The 17812-nt window shown below is 66.8% G+C and carries 15 protein-coding genes and 3 pseudogenes; 8 read left to right on the forward strand and 10 right to left on the reverse strand.

Annotated elements, in window-relative coordinates; translation table 11 throughout:
* Positions 1–423: 423 nt before the first annotated feature.
* Positions 424–891, forward strand: coding sequence for a MarR family winged helix-turn-helix transcriptional regulator (locus tag ACFV9O_RS06110; RefSeq protein ID WP_385412935.1), 468 nt, complete (start codon positions 424–426; stop codon positions 889–891).
* A gap of 48 nt (positions 892–939) precedes the next feature.
* On the opposite strand, the gene ACFV9O_RS06115 is transcribed toward ACFV9O_RS06110, so the two are convergent.
* On the reverse strand, positions 940–1311 hold the full coding sequence (locus ACFV9O_RS06115; RefSeq protein WP_385412938.1) for a DoxX family protein: 372 nt from the start codon (positions 1309–1311) through the stop codon (positions 940–942).
* 232 nt (positions 1312–1543) lie between these two features.
* Here ACFV9O_RS06115 and ACFV9O_RS06120 point away from each other — a divergent pair.
* Positions 1544–1657 (forward strand): annotated as a pseudogene (locus ACFV9O_RS06120) (transposase); the annotation flags it as partial.
* A gap of 74 nt (positions 1658–1731) precedes the next feature.
* On the opposite strand, the gene ACFV9O_RS06125 reads toward ACFV9O_RS06120, so the two are convergent.
* The 4 genes from ACFV9O_RS06125 to ACFV9O_RS06140 all read right to left on the reverse strand — a co-directional run bounded on the left by ACFV9O_RS06125 (position 1732) and on the right by ACFV9O_RS06140 (position 5883).
* A complete protein-coding gene (locus ACFV9O_RS06125; protein WP_385412940.1) occupies positions 1732–3885 on the reverse strand; it encodes a CocE/NonD family hydrolase in 2154 nt (717 codons plus the stop codon).
* Positions 3886–3933: 48 nt separating this feature from the next.
* Positions 3934–4236, reverse strand: a complete 303-nt coding sequence (locus ACFV9O_RS06130) for an antibiotic biosynthesis monooxygenase family protein (protein ID WP_385412942.1) — start codon at positions 4234–4236, stop codon at positions 3934–3936.
* 110 nt (positions 4237–4346) lie between these two features.
* Positions 4347–4838, reverse strand: a complete 492-nt coding sequence (locus ACFV9O_RS06135) for a nuclear transport factor 2 family protein (RefSeq protein WP_385412943.1) — start codon at positions 4836–4838, stop codon at positions 4347–4349.
* 100 nt (positions 4839–4938) lie between these two features.
* On the reverse strand, positions 4939–5883 hold the full coding sequence (locus ACFV9O_RS06140; protein WP_385412945.1) for a D-2-hydroxyacid dehydrogenase family protein: 945 nt from the start codon (positions 5881–5883) through the stop codon (positions 4939–4941).
* A 441-nt stretch (positions 5884–6324) separates the two neighbouring features.
* On the opposite strand from ACFV9O_RS06140, the gene ACFV9O_RS06145 reads away from it, so the two are divergent.
* The 3 genes and pseudogenes from ACFV9O_RS06145 to ACFV9O_RS06155 form a co-directional block, all read left to right on the forward strand.
* Positions 6325–7695 carry a homogentisate 1,2-dioxygenase gene (locus ACFV9O_RS06145; RefSeq protein ID WP_385413270.1) on the forward strand — a complete coding sequence of 457 codons (1371 nt, stop codon included), beginning with the start codon at positions 6325–6327 and terminating at the stop codon, positions 7693–7695.
* A gap of 128 nt (positions 7696–7823) precedes the next feature.
* Positions 7824–8453: a TetR/AcrR family transcriptional regulator gene (locus tag ACFV9O_RS06150; RefSeq protein ID WP_385412947.1), complete on the forward strand. Its 630-nt coding sequence runs from the start codon at positions 7824–7826 to the stop codon at positions 8451–8453.
* 291 nt (positions 8454–8744) lie between these two features.
* A pseudogene (locus tag ACFV9O_RS06155) lies at positions 8745–9368 on the forward strand (transposase); the annotation flags it as partial.
* Between the two features lie 140 nt (positions 9369–9508).
* Here the strand turns inward: ACFV9O_RS06155 and ACFV9O_RS06160 are convergent.
* Positions 9509–9961, reverse strand: a complete 453-nt coding sequence (locus ACFV9O_RS06160; RefSeq protein WP_385412950.1) for a MarR family winged helix-turn-helix transcriptional regulator — start codon at positions 9959–9961, stop codon at positions 9509–9511.
* A 138-nt stretch (positions 9962–10099) separates the two neighbouring features.
* Between ACFV9O_RS06160 and ACFV9O_RS06165 the strand changes: the two are divergent.
* Positions 10100–10678 (forward strand): annotated as a pseudogene (locus ACFV9O_RS06165) (IS982 family transposase); the annotation flags it as partial.
* Between the two features lie 159 nt (positions 10679–10837).
* Here the strand turns inward: ACFV9O_RS06165 and ACFV9O_RS06170 are convergent.
* The gene (locus ACFV9O_RS06170) at positions 10838–11434 is read right to left on the reverse strand and encodes a DUF308 domain-containing protein (protein ID WP_385412952.1); all 597 of its coding nucleotides are present in this window, start codon (positions 11432–11434) and stop codon (positions 10838–10840) included.
* 77 nt (positions 11435–11511) lie between these two features.
* On the opposite strand from ACFV9O_RS06170, the gene ACFV9O_RS06175 reads away from it, so the two are divergent.
* The gene (locus tag ACFV9O_RS06175; protein ID WP_385412955.1) at positions 11512–12828 is read left to right on the forward strand and encodes a histidine kinase; all 1317 of its coding nucleotides are present in this window, start codon (positions 11512–11514) and stop codon (positions 12826–12828) included.
* A complete protein-coding gene (locus ACFV9O_RS06180) occupies positions 12828–13487 on the forward strand; it encodes a response regulator (RefSeq protein WP_385412958.1) in 660 nt (219 codons plus the stop codon). Before ACFV9O_RS06175 ends, ACFV9O_RS06180 begins: the two co-directional genes overlap by 1 nt.
* A gap of 369 nt (positions 13488–13856) precedes the next feature.
* Here ACFV9O_RS06180 and ACFV9O_RS06185 read toward each other — a convergent pair whose 3' ends face one another.
* The 3 genes from ACFV9O_RS06185 to ACFV9O_RS06195 form a co-directional block, all read right to left on the reverse strand.
* Positions 13857–14693, reverse strand: coding sequence for a hypothetical protein (locus ACFV9O_RS06185; RefSeq protein WP_385412961.1), 837 nt, complete (start codon positions 14691–14693; stop codon positions 13857–13859).
* 127 nt (positions 14694–14820) lie between these two features.
* Positions 14821–15714: a hypothetical protein gene (locus ACFV9O_RS06190; RefSeq protein WP_385412964.1), complete on the reverse strand. Its 894-nt coding sequence runs from the start codon at positions 15712–15714 to the stop codon at positions 14821–14823.
* On the reverse strand, positions 15711–17810 hold the full coding sequence (locus ACFV9O_RS06195) for a PEP/pyruvate-binding domain-containing protein (RefSeq protein ID WP_385412966.1): 2100 nt from the start codon (positions 17808–17810) through the stop codon (positions 15711–15713). The genes ACFV9O_RS06190 and ACFV9O_RS06195 overlap by 4 nt, the downstream gene beginning before the upstream one ends.
* Positions 17811–17812: the final 2 nt, after the last annotated feature.

Genomic DNA, 17812 nt, shown 5'->3' on the forward strand with positions numbered 1-17812 from the left:
TCAGTTGAGGGTGGCCACTCCTGGTTGAGGAGGGGTGGGTGGGCACCGCGTCCGTGCCCTGAGCCCGTCGGTTGGCCCGCCGGTCAGGGGGAGGTCTCCCCGGGATCACTTGATGACCTGTCACATATCGACCTACGATGACAAGTCGGGAACACTTGGTGAAAAAACCACGAACTCCGTTATCCGACTTTGACATTCGGAGGGCACTGAATGGCCCAGTGTCGTGACATGCCAGTCCGACGGACGCCCCGGCGGCAGGTGGGCCCGGAGGCGCGACCCGAGAAAGTCAGGGCAGGACAAGGCCGTGCCGCGCCTCCGGAGTCGTGGCGACCCTCAGGTGGGGCCGGGGCGGGGTAGGGGCGATCGCGTCGCCGAAGACCCCGGGGCAGTTTGGTGAAGTGTCAACTAGTCTACACTTTCTCCATGGAAGAAACGGTGCGGTGGTTGACGCCCGAGGAGCAGCACGCGTGGCGCAGCTTCGTCCGCCTTCAGGAGAGGCTCCGGGGCCGGTTGTCACGCTTGTTGCAGACGGAGTCCAATGTCTCGGTCGCGGACTTCGCAGTGCTGGTCGAGCTGACGGACGCTCCGGATGGGCGGCAGCGGTTTCTGGATCTTTCCCGTGCGTTGGAATGGGAGAAGAGTCGGATCTCCCACCACATCTCCCGTATGGTCACGCGTGGGCTGGTGGTGCGGGAAGAGTGTCCCGAGGACGGGCGCGGCGCCTTCGTGGTGATGACGGACGCGGGGCGCGCGATGATCGAGGCCGCTGCCCCGCGTCACGTAGAGGCGGTGCGCGCTCTGTTCCTCGACCATGTCACGCCGGCGGAGCTGCGGGTGCTGGCTCAGATCTCCGAGCGCGTGGTGGAGAAGCTGGACGAGGACGCGTCCTGACCGGGACGGGTCGGGGCGAGCCGTGTCGCGTGGGCGGTCCGACGCGGGTCACATGGCCAGAGCGAGCGCCGCGGCGGTGGCCGCGGAGACTGGGATGAGAATGACCGCGGCCATGGCGTTCCCCCGGGTCTCGGGGTTGGCGTAGTCGCCGACCTGGACGTGGTAGCCCACGGCGCCGATCATGGTGAGGGCGAAGCCGATGGCCGCCGCGATGCCCAGAGGCTGCCAGAAGAGCCCGACGACCAGGCCCGCCGTTGCGGAGACCTCGGCCAGGCCGACGAGGCGGACGACCCTCGCACTCAGCCCCATATGCGACTGCAGAGCGGCCGAGACATCGCCCTTGAGCACCGCCTTGGGTGCACCCGCGGCCAGCGTCACAAGGGCGAGGAGCACGCTGAGAACGGCGGCGGTGACGTACATGAGGGTCCTATCTATCGATGCGGGTCTGAACTGGTCATTCGTAAGATCGACGCGGCTCAGGGGCCCGGGGTATGGCTGCCACGGGCGAGCCGCTGGATGGCTTGAAGGACATGGCCGCCGGGGACCCGTGACGCCCCGGCCGCCGATCGGGAGACGCGACTCGATCGCTGCACAGGACGACGTCGGAGAGGTCGTCTGCTTGGTTCTGGATGGGGAACTCGCCGAGGTGACCGTGCCCGAGATCTGGGCCGGAGTAGACATCGGCAAGACACACCACCATCCGGTAGTGATCGACGCGGATGGCGAACGTCTGCTGTCCCGCCGTATCCAAAGCGATGAGTCCGAGCGCTGGATTGGGGTGTCCTTCCGTGCGACTGCGCCGCAGGGAAGGGACGCAGGCCGGCTTGGACCGCTGCCCGCCTAGGGGGCCTGGCGGGGGACTACGGGGAGAGTGATCGAGCTGGGGAGCAGGCGACCCGTGAAAACGCGGTTGACGGCTTCATGGTGATAGGAGTCGTCGTAGTCACGTTCCCAGCCTGGGGTGGCCCCGCGGCCCTCAGCGGGTGAAATCTCAATGCGCAGGTGATGTCCTGCCGCGATGCGTCCGGTGGCCGCCATCATTTCGACCTCCAACTTGACGACTTTGCCGGGCAGTAGAGGCAGGGCGTCTTCGCGTCGGTGCGTGTGCCAGGGGCGCTCGGTGGTGGAACGTTCGGGATCAAGAACCCGGTGCGAGGCCTTGAGGCATCCCCAGGTGAGCGGGGCAACCGATTCAGGGTCGCGCGTCTGGTAGGTGACTTCTCGCTGACCGTCCATGACGCGTAGCGCGACGAAGAAGTCGGCGTCGGCCGACGAAGACGCGACCCACAAGACGGCCCGGAAATGACCCGCCAACTCGAGGTCCTCGTCGAAGGGGGCTGATTCGAACACCGCCATCGGCAGCCCGGGGGCCGCAGCCCGCACATCGGCGGAATACTCAGCAGTTCCCATGTGCTCGGGCAGCTGCGGAGTGATGGTTCCGTGTCCGTGTCCGTTACCAGTGTCGAGGTAGAGTTTGCGGTATTCCGTGCCGGGAACCGGCCAGGTGGCTGCGTCACGCCATTCGAAGCCTCCGTCGCCTGTCCGCATGATCATGCGGACAGGCGACGGCTCCCGGGCCGGCTCCGCTCCCTTGAGGAACCGGTCGAAGAACGTTTCCAGTTCGGGCCGGCAGTCCTCATACATGTACGAGCTGTAACCGGCGTCCAGGACCAGCAGTTGTTTGAAAGGCGACGACAGCTGTGAGAACGCTTCGAAACCGGCGCGCGAGTGAATCATCAAGGTCTGGCTCACCGCCGTGAGGACGGGGATGTCGATGCCGGCGAAATCAGCCGACAGGAGCCCCTCTCCCGCGTAGTAATCGTCGTCCCACGGGTGGCTGGCCAACTCATCAATAAAGTCTACGGCGTCAGCGTTCCGGCCTCGCGCCTTGCCCACCATCTCCTCCCACCACCAGCGGCGGTAGTTCTTGAGGAGGATGCCTCCCGGATACGCCAGGTCGCGATAGGCGTCCGAGTCCGATGAAAGGGGAGCAATCGCTTTGAGAGCGGGCGGCTGCAGAGCAGCGACGTTCCACTGGATGGTTGCGTTGTACGAGCCGCCGTAGAGTCCGACGTTGCCATTGCTCCAGGACTGTTCGGCAGCCCATTGGATGGCGTCGTAGTAGTCGAGTGCTTCCTGCCTCGAGAAGGGATTCAGCGTTCCCGGTGTGTTGCCCACTCCGCGGCCGTCCACTCGGACGACGACATACCCACGCGGTACCCACGTGCCGGCGTTTGCGCTGACCGCGTTTTCCGAGTACCGGAAATACGGGGGGATGCCGTCGGTGCTCTTCTCGAACCAAGCGGCTTCCTTCTCCTCACTCGCAGCGTGGTCTGCCTCACTGAAGGCCGACCCCGTCTCGAACGCTCTACCGTAGATCCCCAGCCGCATGAGGACCGGGTAGGAACCGGCCTCCAGGGGGCGGAAGACGTCTGCCAGGAGATAGCTCCCGTCGCGGGTGGGGACCTTGACGTCCCGGAAGAGCTTGATGCCCGCAAGAGCACGCCGCAGGTGGTTGCGTGCCTCAGCAGATCCTCGGAAGCGGAGCCCGAGACCGCTGAATACCGCGCGGACGGCGTCCGACGTCGCGAAGGACTCCGCGTCGCGCTCGAACGAAATGTCTTCGGCATGGAGGCTGACCACGTCGCGGACGGTCTTGTCGATCGTCACGCCGCTGCGTAGGTCTGCCTCCCGTCCCAGGCTCTGCACGAAGCGCGCACGATTGACTGTTCCCGGGAGCGTGGGATCCGGATCCCCCGCCGCGGCGCTGTCACGCAGACTCGCCAGCGTCAGATGCGCAGCCGCAGCCGCGGTGCCGATGACCAGGCTGCCGATGAAGAAGGTCACCGTCTCGCCGGCCTGATAGAAGAACCTCCCCGCCTCGTCGGTCACGCCCTCATGGGTAGACGTCTGATAGCCCAGGCCCACGAAGGGCCCGTCACGGAAGTCACCGGTCAGCGACCCATCAGAAGGTGTTGACTGCGATGCACTCATTATTTCTCTCCGCGCATTACTTGACTGATCGGGTGGGATGGCGGCTGTTCAGAGACCATCGATCACGGTGATCGCGTGGAATGGGGTGGGCGGTGCGGTGAAGAAGGGCGCCACCGCGGTGGAGAACCTGGTGAATCCCTCGGTCTTCACGAACACATCGGTGTGGTGCTCCATCGACTGCCACAGGACAAGGAGCAGGAACACGCCTTCCCGGTCGACGGCGCGGAGCAGTTGTAGGTCCAAACAACCGTCGGCCTCTTCAAGGATCGGCAACTGCGATCGGAAAACGGACTCGAAATCGTCTTCACTGCCCTGCGCGACCGTAAGCTGGACAACTTCCCAGACAGCCATTTCTCTCCGCCCTGTGTTCAGTCTTCTTCGCGGGCCGCAGGCGGCCGCGAAAGCTATTCGCCTTGTCATGCCATGGAGCTGATATGTTCGGATGGGATTCACCGCGAGAATTACTTCTTCGGCGGCAGCGTCATCGGGAGATTGTGCTTCACCTGATGGAGCGAAAACGCCCAGCCGTCCTCGGTCCTGACCAGGTGGGAGTCATAGCGGCCGATCATGGTGATTGCCAGCCCCCCGTGCACCATGTTGAATCCGAAGGGCCAGCCGTTGTCAGGTTCGGGCCGAGCGTCGGCATTGGACTCCACTACCACAAACTGGGCGCGCATTCGCGCCGTGTCCCCGGTGATTTCCACGATGTGGTCGGTGGTGAGGTAATGCATGCCGCGCCCGGCAGGCAGGGAGCTGTTCTGCATCATGGCGCGGATAGTGGCGCGGCCGATCACGTCCGCGCCGTGTGCGACGTAGTCGTCTCGGCCGTACCGGCTGAATATCTGGAATTCCCCATCCGGGGCGAACAATTCCGCGAGGGCTTCTCCGTCACGTTCTTCGAGTGCCTGCCCATACCGTGCAAGAAGTTCGGTGATTTCATGCCTGTCACTCATGGAAAGACCTTTCTGTAGTTGAACTCGGTGGGTGTTTCTGTCGTCTGAAAGGGAGGGGATCGCCGTGTTGTCTGACCGGGGCCGGATGAGCCCGGACGTGTCACCTAAGGACGCGGATCGGCGTGCCGGCGGCGAACGCTGCGATGTCCTCGACGGCCTCTTTGTAGAAGGTCTCGTAGTTGCCTTCCGTCACGTAGCCGATGTGCGGGGTGACGACGGCGTTGTCCAGGCTGCGCAGTACGTGGCGTGCCGGCAGGGGCTCGACGTCGAACACGTCGAGCGCTGCACCGCCGATCCGTCGCGCCTGCAAGGCGCCGACCAGTGCGTCTTCGTCCACGATGGGTCCTCGCGAGGTGTTGACCAGCACAGCCGTCGGTTTCATGGAGGAAAGTTCGGTCGCTCCGACGAGGCCGCGGGTGCGGTCGCTGAGAAGCAGGTGGACCGACAGCACATCGGAGCTGGTGAACAGCTCCTGCTTGGACACAGCGGTCACACCGTGTTCCGCGGCCTTCTCGGCTGTGAGGTTCTGGCTCCAGGCGACTGTCTTCATGCCGAACGCCTGGCCCACCCGGGCCACCCTGGATCCGATCCTGCCGAGTCCCAGCAAACCAAGCGTCTTGCCCTCCAGGTCGGAGCCGACGCCCAGTTGCCACCCGCCTTCGCGTACCAGCTGCGTCTCGCCGGGAATGTTCTTGGCCGCAGCGAGGATCAGAGCCCAGGTGAGCTCAGGCGCGGCCGAGAAACGGGGGTAGTCCGTACCGCACACCACGATGCCCTGTGCGTTGGCGGCTGGGATGTCGATGGCGGCGTTGCCCATCCCGGTGGTGACGAGCAGCTTCAGCTGACTGAGTCGCCGCAGTACATCGGCCGGGAACGGCGTACGCTCTCGCATCGCCACCACCACATCGAAATCGGCCAGCTGCGCTACAACTTCGTCCGCGTCAGGAAGAGGCCCGTGGAATACCTCCACGTGGGCTTTCAGGGAATCCCAGTCGGCAAACTTCCTTGCCACGTGCTGGTAATCGTCAAGCACAGCGATGCGCATGTTATCCATTCCGTCCGATGCCTCCGTCGAATGCCGGGATCGTGAAGCAGTCAGCAGGAGGAAATATTTTCCCTGCCGACCTGTCGCCTTGTGGGTGCGATTAATTCAGGACAATTCCATGCCCTAGGGGTGGAGAGCGACTTGAGGCGGCGCATGGCAGTCGGATGCCCGCCCCGTGTGTCGATCCCGCAAAGCGGCTCCTGTTTCGGAAGACCAAGTGGTCTCCTCCGATGACCAGGCAAAGCCCGGGCCCCCGCAGCTGATAGAGGTATATCAGTTGCGCTTCGGCGGGGCAAGTGATAGACCGATATCAGTTTGCGGTCGGGTCACCCGGCGGGGCTGCGAGTCGGCAACTTGATCTACGACTACGGGTGCCACGAACATCACAACGCCCGCACGGCGGGACGTATCGGGCAAAGCTCAACGCGGAAGGATCTGGAAATGACGATCACCCCTGAGGGGATCAAGGCAGAGGCTCAGGTGCGGGAACGGGCCCGCAAGAGGGCGGCATCGCTGAGCTACTCCACTGGTTTCGGCAACGAGCACAGCAGTGAGGCCCTGGCGGGGACGCTGCCGGAGGGACGCAACAACCCTCAGCGCCCTGCACACGGCTTGTACACGGAGCTGCTGTCCGGCACGGCGTTCACCGAACTCCGGCCGATCACTCGCCGGACCTGGCTCTACCGCATCCGTCCGTCGATCGTGCACCCGCCTTTCCATCGCATCGATCACCCGACCCTGCTCACGCCGCCGTTCACGGAGACTCCCGTAGAGCCGAGGCTGCTGTTCTGGGCGCCGAGGCCGGCGCCTGCGGCAGGAACCGATTTCGTCTCGGGCCTGTGGACCGTGGGCGGCAACGGTGATCCCGCCCTGCGTAGCGGCATGGCGATCCACCTCTACACGGCCGACACGTCCATGACCGATCGCGTGTTCAGCAATGCTGACGGCGAATTGCTGATCATGCCCGAGCTGGGCGGTCTGCTCATCCACACCGAACTCGGTCTGCTGAGCGTGGAGCCCGGCTCGGTCGCCCTGATACCCCGTGGCATCAAGTTCCGCGTCGAGATCATGGGCGCCGCCGGCCAGGAAGACGCCCCGGCGTTCGTCCGCGGGTACGTGTGCGAGAACTTCGGCACGCCGTTCGCCCTCCCGGAACTCGGCCTCATCGGCGCCACGGGACTGGCGAACGCCCGCGATTTCCGTGCCCCCGTTGCCGCCTATGACGATGAAGAGCGGCCGTTCGAGGTGATCCACAAGGTCGCCGGAAATCTCTGGAGCGCCACCTACGACCACTCTCCGCTGGACGTCGTGGCGTGGCACGGGAACAGCGTCCCCTACGTCTACAAGCTCCGTGACTTCCAGGCTCTGGGCACGGTCAGCTTCGACCACCCGGATCCTTCGATGCTGACGGCGCTCACTTCGGTGACCAGCACACCGGGCCTGCCCAACATCGACTTCCTCATCGTGCCTTCCGTATGGTCGGTCGCAGAGAACACCTTCCGGCCCCCGTGGTACCACCGCAACGTGAGCACCGAGTGGGTCGGCGTGATCGAGGAGGCGCCGAATCCGGGCGGCTACCTGCAGGGCATAAGCACGCTGACCAACATGATGACCTCGCACGGGATGGGAGAACCCGTCTGGGAGGCTGCCACTCAGGCCGACCTCGTGCCGGAGAAGTTCGAGGGGATGATGGTCATGGTGGAGACGCAGTGGCCGATTGTGGTCACGGCGCAGGCGGCTCAGGCGGTCGGCTCCCCCGATGGTGAGGTGCTGTGCAGCGAGGCGAACCTCCCGAGCAATTTCCGTTACTGACACCCTGAGCCAGCACGGTGCCTCAAGCAGCGGCCCGGCGCACGGTTCCTCCCTGTCCCATTCCCGGACAGGGGAACGGCGGCGTCGAGGCCGCGGCTTCGGTGTGGCACTCTGCTAATCTGTCAGTCATGTCTGGGCTGAGCGATTCGTCAAATATCCCTGGGGTAAAGCAGCCGACGCTGCGCCGTGACGCATCCCGGAACGCTCGGCGCATTCTTGATGCCGGTCGCGCGGTACTCAGGGAGAACCCGCAGGCTTCCGCAGACGATATCGCCAGAGCCGCAGGTCTCGGAATCGCCACTCTTTATCGTCGATTCCCGACTCGGGACGACCTGGTGCGAGGCGTTATCTGGGATATTTTCGCGACGGATGTCGCACCGGCTCTGACAAGGGCAGAGGCCGAAGCAGACCCGCGCACAGGGCTACGCATTGCTTTTGAGGCGGCTATGAGGACGTCGGCTCATGAGCGGATTGCTTTTCCGGTGGGGATGACACTGGAAATAGCACAGTCGTTTCTCGGCCCGGTAAGCCGATTGATCCAGCGCGGCCAGGAGCAGAGTTCCCTGCGACCCGACCTTGACCCAGAGAAAGATACGTTGCGCCTCCTTCTCATGCTCCTGAGCGTACTGCCCACGTTCAGCCGGCAAAGCGAAGGATGGAACCGCTACCTAGAACTCGTGATGGAGGCACTGACCCTCACCCCCAGGGAGCCCCTTCCGCCGGCTGAAGCCATTGTCGATCCATTCCGGTGTGCATGAGAAGGCGCGTCATTGAGCGGGGGCTCGTGCGACAGCCGTCCGGGTTCCTGCTTGTCCGGCCCGGCCGATAATGAACCACCATCGAACCCAGAGACGGCGTGCACGGGCTCCCGCCGGCTTCTGCCCCGGGGTGTTCGCCGTGTCTGGCAGGGTTGCTTCCCCTCAGGCGCTGTCGTCACCTGACGGCGGTCATGACAAGTTCCCCCAGGGGCGGGCTATCGCCCACTGAGGCCTCGGGATTCCCCATGTGCGGGATAGTGCAGGGTTCCGCAAGGACACCGTGCTGATCGTGGACGGCAAAGGGTCCGCAGCCCCCAGCGACTGGCGGAGAAAGCCGTAGAGGCAGCGGTCCGGCAGCACACCGCCCTGCCGGGCGAAGCCCGCGCCGCGAGCCTCCTGGCAGAGCCGGCACACCAGCTCCTCGCACTGGACGAGCGGATCGCTGCCAAGGACAAGGAGATCAGGGACACCTTCCTCACCGACTACCGTGCGGAGACCATCGAGTCGCTGCCCGGCGTGGGCACCATCCTGGGCGCCGAGTTCGTCGCCATCGCCGGGGACCTGACCTCCTACCGCGACGCCGGCCGCCTGGCCGCGCACGCCGGCCTGGCCCCGGTACCGCGCTACTCCTGACGCCGGACCGGCAACCTGCGCCGGTCCAAACGGTACGACCGTCGCCTGCGTTGGGTCTTCCACCTGTCCGCGCAGAGCGCCATGATGTACCCCGGTCCCTCCAGAGACTTCTACCTGCGCAAACGAGGACTGCATCACGTCCGGGCCGTCCTGGCCCTCGCCCGGCGCCGCGTCGACGTGCTGTGGGCGATACTCCGGGACCATCGTCCCTGCACTTACCCCAATGCCCGCGCCGGCCAGCGGCTGAGTTCCCGTCTCCTACGGCACTTGACAGGCCATTGAGATTCAACGACGAATCTCCGACTCAGGACGCAGGCGGTCTTCCGCTTCTCGGGTTGTCCTCAAGCAGGACGGCGCGTGGTTCTTCGCCGAGCGCAGACTGATTGTCGGCTGGACCGAGACGCGGCCGTCAACTGCCTGATTCAGTCGAGTCTTTTCACCACGGCTTCGAACTGCCTGACCAGAGCGGGCAGGGACCGTCCGTCGAGCTGGTCAACGACCCGCTTGCGGGCACTCGCCAGATGAACGGGGTAAGCAGCCCGGAGACGTTTCAGCCCCTCCGGGGTCAGCGAGGCCACAAGGCCACGGCCGTCGCCTTCATGGCGCCGCTTGACCACCTGCCCCCGAGCTTGAAGCGTCTCCACGATCCGGGTGATCCGACTCGCCGACAGGGCGCAGGCCGCGGCGAGGTCCATCATCCGCAGCTCCTGGTTCTCAGCCTCGGAGAGGTTCACGAGGACGATGTAATCGGTGAGCGACAGGCCCGTGGACCGCAGCAGGTCTTCGTCCAGCGAACGCGGGAGGGCGATTATGACGCGCATCAGGGCGCGCCAGAAACGTTCTTCGTCGACGTTCAGCGGATCAGCATCACTCACGCGTGCAATTTACTTGCACAGTCAAGCGAGTTCAAGAGTGATCAGATGTCAGGTTCCCGTCCTGTGGCGCCGTACGGAGCCGACTGCGACGCACGCAACCTGGAACTGATGTTCCCGGGCCTTCGCCGGACACCACAAAGGATCGTCGACTCCACGCCAGTGCCGTGCGGGATGTCCCGCCCGACGGTCCAACGTTCGGACCTCGCTGGGTGGGCCGGGTACGGCTACTGCGCCTCCCACTCGCGATTCTTCTGGGGCCTGCGCCTCTATCTGGTCTGCACCCCGACCGGCATGCCCATCGTGTGGGCGCTGGCCAACCCGAAGATCGGCGAACGCGAAGTCCTGGCCTCGATGCTGGAGACCGACGCCGGCCTCGTCGCCGAACGCGAGGGCATCCTGCTCATCTCGGACAAGGGCTTCGCGGGCAAGGTGTTCGAGCAGGACCTCGCCGGGCAGGGCATCGAGCTACTGCGGCCGTCCCGCAAGCGGGAGAAGGCCCGCTATGGCGAACCCATGCTCAAGAAGGTCCGCCAGCTCATCGAATTTGTCAACGACTCCCTCAAAGGCCGGCTCGACCTGGAACAACACGGCGGCCGGACCTTCGAGGGCGTCGCCATCCGGGTCGCCCAGCGCATCCTCGCGATGACCGCGGCGATTTGGCACAACGGCAGGACCAGCGCCCCGGTCACCCGATCCCTGATCGCGTACGACCACTGATCACCGTTGGCAAGCAGCGCCTTGAGAGCCTTGTACGCGGCGATGGTCTTCTCGAAGCGGTCCGGCGCGGGCCGCAGGATCAGCAGGTCGATCTGCTCGACGCCGAGTTTGCGGAAGACGCCGCGCCTCCGGGAGAAGCGGTGGCTCCGACGGCGGTGGTCAACGCTTTTCGCGTTGGCTGCGGATGCTCAGGGCGATGACGGAGACAAGGAACCACAAGGCACCGAAGGCTGAGTATCCGGCGACGGTGGAGAGGCTGCTCGTCGCCGAGGCGGACATGGCAGCGAAGGAGGCACCGGCGAGGACGGACAGTCCGCCGCTGATGACCATGGGCCACTGGGCACCGACGGTGCGTCGGCGCCGGATCGCCACGACGAGCTGGATCGCTCCGGAAAGGAGGGCCCAGATGCCGAACACGAGCAGCGCCGTCCCGATGGTGGAGAAGACGGCGATGATCATCCCGGCGGTGGTGGCGAGGCCAAGAGCCATGTTGGTGGTACCGACGCGGTCCGTGGAGCCGGTGCCAGCCATGCGACGCTCGAGGAGCGTGGCGATGACGTCCCACAGGGGGTAGATGACGAGCAGCACGGCCGCGATCACTGTGGGCTTGTCCGTCGACACGAGCGAGGCGGAGGTCGTGACGACGAGTGCCACCCAGATCAGGGAGAAGGCGACTCGGATCAGGTAGAGCGATCGGAGCCCGGAGGTCGTCGTCGTGGTCGTGGTCGTGCTCGAAGTCACGGTGGTCTGAGTCATCGGGTGTCCCGTTTTGTGATCGTGATGGTGTGAGACGGTCGCCTCGATGAGGAGTCTCAGCGGCCTCGGGAGGGGCCGTGTACTTCGAACGAAGTAGTTCTGCCATCCACGTCGAATCGAATGAGTTCTGCCGTCCCCATCGCCCGGACCGGGCTCGCCGTCTACATCATTCGAAGTACACGGCCGCAGCACACGTGGACGAGAATCAGGTCATGGTCAAGGCGCAGAACAATCAGGACGGGCCCGTGGCACCCCTGTGGGTCCGCCGCCCCGAGGCGCTGCCCCTCGTCGCCTATTCGGTGGCCGCGCTGGTGTTCACCGGCCAGATCGCGGCAGTGATCCTGCGAGGGTCGGATTGGCCGACGGCCCTCTCCGTGCTCCTCGCCGGTGGCGGTGTCGCCCTCTCATGGTGGAGGCCGTGGGCAGGACTGGTCGTGACGAGCGCGGCGTCCTTTGCCGTCACAGCGGTGGGCCACGACCCCCTGTCGGTGTGGATGATGGCGGTGCTCGTGCTGTTCTCGGTCACCCTCAGGGGGAAGCAGCCGCTGGCCGGAACCGGCATCGTGGCGGCGTTCTTCCTGGGGGCGTTCATGACGCTGGGAGGATTCCGTGGCGGCGCGATCGTGGGAGCCGCCGCACTCTTCTCAGCCATAGCAGGAGGTTCGACAGGGGCCGCGCTGCGCATCCATCGAGAGCACTGGCGCACCCTGGAGGAACGGGCTGAAAGCGCCATCGCCACCCGCGAGATCGAAGCCACCCGACGGGTGACCGAGGAACGACTCCGCATCGCCCGGGACCTCCACGACGTCATCGGCCACCAGGTCGCGATGCTGAGCCTGCATCTCGGTGCCGCGGAGATCGGGCTGCCCGAAGACGCCGAGTCCTCCCGGCAGGCCCTCGTCTCAGCCAGGTCCAGCGCCCGCACCGTCGTCGTCGAAACGCAACGGATCCTCGCGCTCCTCCGCCTCGGAGACGACATCTCCGACGACGAGGCGCTCCGGCCGACCCCGGCGCTCAGCGGCCTGGAAGGCCTTATCGCCTCTTTCGAGAGCATCGGCCTCGACGTTCATCCCTCCATCGACATCCCCGCCGGTTTCGTGGAGCCCAGCGTCGGCGTGACGGTCTACCGGGTCGTTCAGGAAGCACTCACGAATGCCTACCGGCATGGAGAGGGGGCGGCAACGGTGGATGTGCGCGAGCGCGACGGCAGGATCTGCGTCACCGTGGAGAACCGCGTCGGTCACTCACTGCGCGGCTCCGGCTTGGGCAGCGGACTCGGACTCGTGGGGATGCGCGAACGCGTCGAGTCCTCCAGCGGGCGGCTGACGATCGACAGTGACGACGGGCGATTCCGGGTCCATGCGGAGTTCAGCCCCCTGGGAGCCGTCGTCTGATGACTCGGATTCTGATCGTCGACGACCAGGACGAGATAAGGGCCGGCATCAAAGCGATGCTCCGGCTCGACCCAAGTCTCGTTGTTGCGGGTGATCTCTCCGATGGACTCCAGGTCGTCCCCTTCCTCCGGGACCACCCCGTCGACCTGGTCCTGATGGACATCCGGATGCCCGGCATCGACGGTGTCGAAGCCACCCGCCGGATCCGCAAAGAGCACCCACCCGAAAAGATGCGGGTGATCGTGCTGACCACTTTTGACCAGGACGACATCGTTCTCGCCGCCCTTCGCGCGGGCGCCAACGGTTTCCTGAGCAAGACGGTGAGCCCCGCTGAACTCGTCGCCGGAATCACCGAGGTCGTTGGCGGTGGTGGTGCGCTGTCGGCCGCCGCGACGGCCGCGCTCATCGGTCATATGACCGACAGTCCGCCCCCGGTGATCGACCAGGAACTGCTGCAACGCTTCGACGCTCTGACACCCAGGGAGCGGGACGTGGTCGTTCTCGTCGCGAGCGGTCTCGGCAACGACGAGATCGCGGCCCAGATGTCCGTGTCGCCGTTCACCGTGAAGACGCATGCGGTGCGGGCCATGACGAAGGTCGGCGCACGTGATCGAGCGCAACTCGTCTCGTTCGCCTTCCGGGCCGGCCTCTACCCCTGAGCCTGCCGAGAACCCCGAAACAGGTGGCCGCCGTGGCGATGCCGAGCAGTCCGGCGGGCGGGCTTGCGCCACGGCAAGGCAGACGAGCTCGGAGTCGGTCAGCAGTGGCGGCCGTCCCATCCACCGGGTCCCTCCGATCTCGTCGTCGATCTTCACGTACAGCGCGGTCAAGAGGGTGTTCAGGTCTTGCGTCACAACATGATCTTGAGCGCCCTCTCTTCAAGCTCGCGCACCGGCCCCGACGTCGGACTCATTCGTCTAGGGAGGGTCCCTGATTCGGGTCGATCGCGCTCGACACGCGGCCCGCCGTGCCGCGTGTCGAGGTCCTGAGCGCCGTGCACCCCGGTCACGGTCTGGCCGGGTGTCACCTCATGCCGCACGAGCTTGTCCGACCACCATGAAGTCGTCGGAGATGGTTTCCTCTGCGATCGGTTCGGTCAGTTGCTGTCCCCGAGCGGCCCATGCGTTCGGTGCTTCCTCGTGCCGTGGGAAAGTCTCGACTGCTGCGAGCCCAAGGGAGATGTGGTGCTGCCATCCGGAGCCCGCGCCTTCGTCCCGGGTTTGCGGTTGTGCGGGTTCGTGGCTGTGACCGTGGAGGACTTGCGCCGGCTGAATCAGGGGGCCGGGAGCGGTTCTGCGGTGACGGCCGTGCCCCGCAGAGGTTTCGATTCCGGGCGTGCAGCGATCGTCCTCGGCGCGCGGGCCCCGATGCCGGCCGGTGCCCGGGCCGGGGAGGAAATTCGCCGACCAGAAGTGGTCGGCCTGAATGTCGGTGATGGATGTAGCCATGACTTCCTTTCCCAGGGTGGGTTCTTCGCTGCTCCTGAGTGGAGGTCGGACGGTCGTGGGGATGTGCGAGAAGCGCGACATCAGGGAGGGGCCCGGTCCGTCGGTCGTCCCCTCCCCGGCTTTGGTCTCAGGTGATGTGCTGCGACCGCCATTCAGCAGCGGGGACTGTTCGTTGACGTAGCTGCCACCGCCGGAGAAGAGGAAGGCCAGCATGGCGGCGATGTCCTCGGCACGCTCCAACCGCCACGAGCGCACCAACGCGGGGATCTGCTCCCGGAACTCCTTCGTGGTGGACGCGAGCGCGCCGGTGAGGATCACGCCGGGGGCCACGACATCGGTGCGGAGGCCGGGCTTGCCGCCGATGTGGCCCGGCGCCGGCCACGACGGCGAACCTGTCCTCGAGTCGCCCCCGCCCATCCGCTCCTCAGCTCTCGGCGCTCTGCTGCGGCGGAGATCCGGAAGTGAGTTGCTGCGCGAAGCAAGTATTTTCATATGGTTCTCCGAGCAAGTAAGTGGAAACCGGGTTGTGTGTCGCAGCGACGGGTCAGTCCAGGACGACCGCGCTCGTGCGGTGTGTGTTCGCGTCCTCGATGCAGCCACGCAGACGCATCACGTCGTGTGGGGGCAGGGCGGGACTGACGACGCCGGCGAAGAGGTGGTCGCCCATCCGCTGGAGGCCGGCCTTGTCGTTCCGGGCGGCTGTGGAGCGGCGGCAGGTCTCCCAGAGGTCGTCGGCAGCGAGCTGGACGACTTCGGAGTCCTGTTCCCCCTGGGTCGCGACTTCGAAGACCAGGGTCGTACTCGACGCGTCGGGCGTGCGCTCGGGGCGGGTCTGGGTCGCGTCCGCGAGTACGGACCACAGGACCAGGGTGAGGGGCAGACTCGCCGCGGCCACCGTCACGGTGAGTGCTCTGCGTCCCGGGCGGGCGGGGGCCACGGCCGGGCGCTCCTCCAACGAGACCGTTTCGTGGACCGGTGGTGCCGTCAGGGCCGTCAGGCGTGCGGCCAGTCGGCGCTCCGCGCCCGGCCCGGCGCTCGCGCCGGCGATCTTCTGGATGACCATCGCGATTCCGGAGAGGACCGCGCCCGCGACCATCAGTACGGGCACGAACACGAAGGTGCGCTGCGTGCCGTTCAGCGCATCCGGACCGGTGGAGGCGAGCCAGGCGAAGCGGTGTCGGGTGGGCGTCCTGGTCTGCTCGAGTCGGCTGCGCACATCCTCCGCGCGGGCCTCGGACTCCTCCAGCCGGTTCTCCAGCCGGGTGAAACGGGTGAACAGCAGGACCGTGGCGAGGAAGACCTCGACGATGACGAGCAGGACCGCGGAGATCAGGGCCCGCTGCCATTCCCATCTGGTCAGGTAGAGCACCGTGTAGTAGCCGGCATAGGCGGCGGACAGTCCGCCGACGGTGTAACCGGCGAGCCGGATGGTCGTCACCTTGCCGACTCCTGTCGTGCCTGAACCGGGAGGGAGGCGGCCCGGGGGAGGTCGCGCACGGTCACCGCGCCCGTCCCGCCGTCGACGGCCAGGGGCGTGCCGGTGGGGAAGCGCTCGGTCGCTCCCGGTACGCCGACCGCGGTGGGAATGCGGTATTCGCGAGCGAGGAGGGCCAGGTGGGACAGGGGGCTGCCGGTCTCCGCCACGAGCCCGGCCACGTCCGGGAGCAGGGGAGCCAGTGCGGGATCCAGGAAGCGGACCACCAGCACCGGGCGGTCGGGGCGCTCACCCTGGCCGTCCCAGGCCGTGCCGGTGCCGAAGCCGCCGCCGGACCCCTGCCCCGGCGTACGGGGACCGGACTTGGGCTCGGCCACGGGAACGCCGGCCGCCAGACGGAACTCGTCCGGCAGCACACCGGTGTCCGTACGCGGCACCCGTTCGGCGAAGTCGGCCGGAAGCCCGTCACCCCGTGCCACCCGCACGAGTTCCTCCCAGCGCAGCAACACCAGGCGGGACAGGCCGAGTTCGCAGGCACCCACGCCGAGCCGGCGCGCCAGTTCCCTCACCATCCGGGCCTGCATCTCCTGCACCCAGCGGACGCGCAGTCGCAACCCCTCACGCACCGGCAGCGCTCCCACACCGCGCGGCAACGCGGTGCGCCCGATTGGCGCAGGCAGAGGTGCGCGGTCGGCCAGCGTGGGCGGCAGCAGAGCCAGCAGAACGGGGTGGCGTTGCACCAGTTCCTCATCCTGCAGTCCCCGGGCGCGGCCCTCGGCCAGCTCCGCGAGCGCCTCTCCCGCGGCCGTGGCGCCACGTCCCCCGTCGAGCAGCGCACCGGCGAGCGACTCCTGGGCGTGCAGGGCCGACAGCACCTTGCGGCCCCAGCCGACCGCGTCCAGCAACTGCCCGCTGAGCATCTCCCGAGGCGGCGGGAAGTCGGCCAGCGCGCGATCCACATCCGCCATCAGGTCGACCGCCAGCAGCGGGAGAGCCCTGCGCAGCCTGCCCACTCGCCATGCCGCCGCGGCACGGCGCGCCCCCGGCGCGGGATTGAGGCGCTCGAGGAACGGATGGCGGGAGGGCACCGCACCCAACAGCCGCAGATCGGCCACGGCACGACCCTGCACGGTGGTCACCACCGGCACCTTGCGCAGCCGGCGCCGGGATGCCGCTCCGGCGACGTCAAGGGCCACGGTCAGCCCGTGGGACATCGGCGTCACCCACAGATCCTCCTCCAGCGGCTGGAGAACGGAAGGGAGGGTTTCGGCGACCGGGCCGGGGCCCAGCAGCCGTGCGCCGCGCGGCGGGCGCGTGGCCATGGCCGTGATGGGCCGAGCCTGGAAAAGCCATAGCCGCTCCTGGGCGTCGAAGCCGAACTCCATGTCCTGCGGGCTGCCGAAGACCCGCTCGGTCTTCTTGGCCAGCGCCACCAGAGGTGCGGTCCGCCGGTGCGGGAGCAGCCGGTCGTCGCGGGCTTCGGCCGGTTCGGCCCGCACGAGCCGGCCACGCCTGGTCAGCTGGTAGCGCACTCCTTGGGTACTGCCGTCGACCAGTTGGTCCGGGCCGCCGCGTACCGCGCTGACCAGGATGCGGTCGGTACGCCCCTCGACCGGGTCGGCCCCGAACATCACGCCTCCCACGGCCGACCTGAGCATGGGCTGGACGAGCACGGCCATCCCGTCGCCCGGCAGGGCATTCGGGGACTGCCGCAGGGGCCGCACCCGCCGGGCGGAACCGAGCACGGTGCTCACCGCCGCGGTGAACTCCTCCCAGCCCCGTGCGTCCAGCACCGACTCGAAGCGGCCCGCCATCGACGAGTACTCGGTGTCCTCGTACACGGAGGAGGAGCGCACGACGAGCGCACGCGCGGAAGCGTGTGCGCCGGCCAGCGCCTGCCAGGCGCCGCGCACGGCTTTGTGTCCGGTGGGGGCCTCGGGTGCCCGGTCCGCGGGCACCAGTACGAAGCCGGGCAGCACGGGCAGCCCTGCCACGGCGGCGCGGGCCAGGTGCGCGGCCTTGGCGCCGGTGAGGTTCGGGTCCTGGGCCTCAGGGGCGTCCAGCGGTACGACCGCCAGCTCGAGATCGTCGATTGACATGG

The organism is Streptomyces sp. NPDC059909 (genome assembly GCF_042730885.1).
GTDB lineage: Bacteria > Actinomycetota > Actinomycetes > Streptomycetales > Streptomycetaceae > Streptomyces.